This window comes from Caulobacter sp. 05T431, assembly GCF_056665975.1.
The window spans coordinates 1-488 of sequence record NZ_JBFTKU010000097.1 but is presented as its reverse complement, the minus strand read 5'-3'; the positions used below and the strand labels follow the sequence as shown (position 1 = coordinate 488).

General features: G+C 63.9%; 1 protein-coding gene. It reads left to right on the top strand.

Going from position 1 to position 488, the window contains the following annotated elements; translation table 11 throughout:
- The first annotated feature begins 244 nt into the window (after positions 1-244).
- Positions 245-382, top strand: a complete 138-nt coding sequence (locus AC1U89_RS24680; protein WP_479902244.1) for a hypothetical protein — start codon at positions 245-247, stop codon at positions 380-382.
- The last annotated feature ends 106 nt before the right edge of the window (positions 383-488 follow it).

Sequence of the window (488 nt, the reverse complement as noted above, 5' to 3'; positions counted from 1 at the left end):
CCTTGCCCGCTGCGGGCACTGCTGATGAACGTATCAAGGGAATCCCCTCAGTGCTGGCTATTACCGGACTTAGCAGTACATGCGTGACAGATCGCCGTCCTGCTGGTCCAAACATTGGAGGTCCCGGGTCCCCTGTACTCGATAGAGCCCGCCGCAGGAGTACTAAGAGCTCGCGTAGGCTMGTCAGGACACAACTACTGGGAGTATTTCGTGAACGTCGCACCAGCCGCCGGCATCCTGGCCGTTGCTCTACATCGTCGTGATGGCCATTCTGGCCGGCCTGGCCATGTACGTCCTGGTCCTGGTCATCACGTTCCTGCGGCTGCGGATCGCCGAGCTGAGGCGCGCTGCCCCGCCCGTGGGTGGCTCCCGGCTCCCATGAGGCCGGCATGGCAGCCGGCACCACGCGCCGAATGAGACCCCGCGTTGCCTGGGCCCTATCCCAAGTTTCTCTGGCTGTCCCGGCGGGTTACGGCGACATCGAGCGT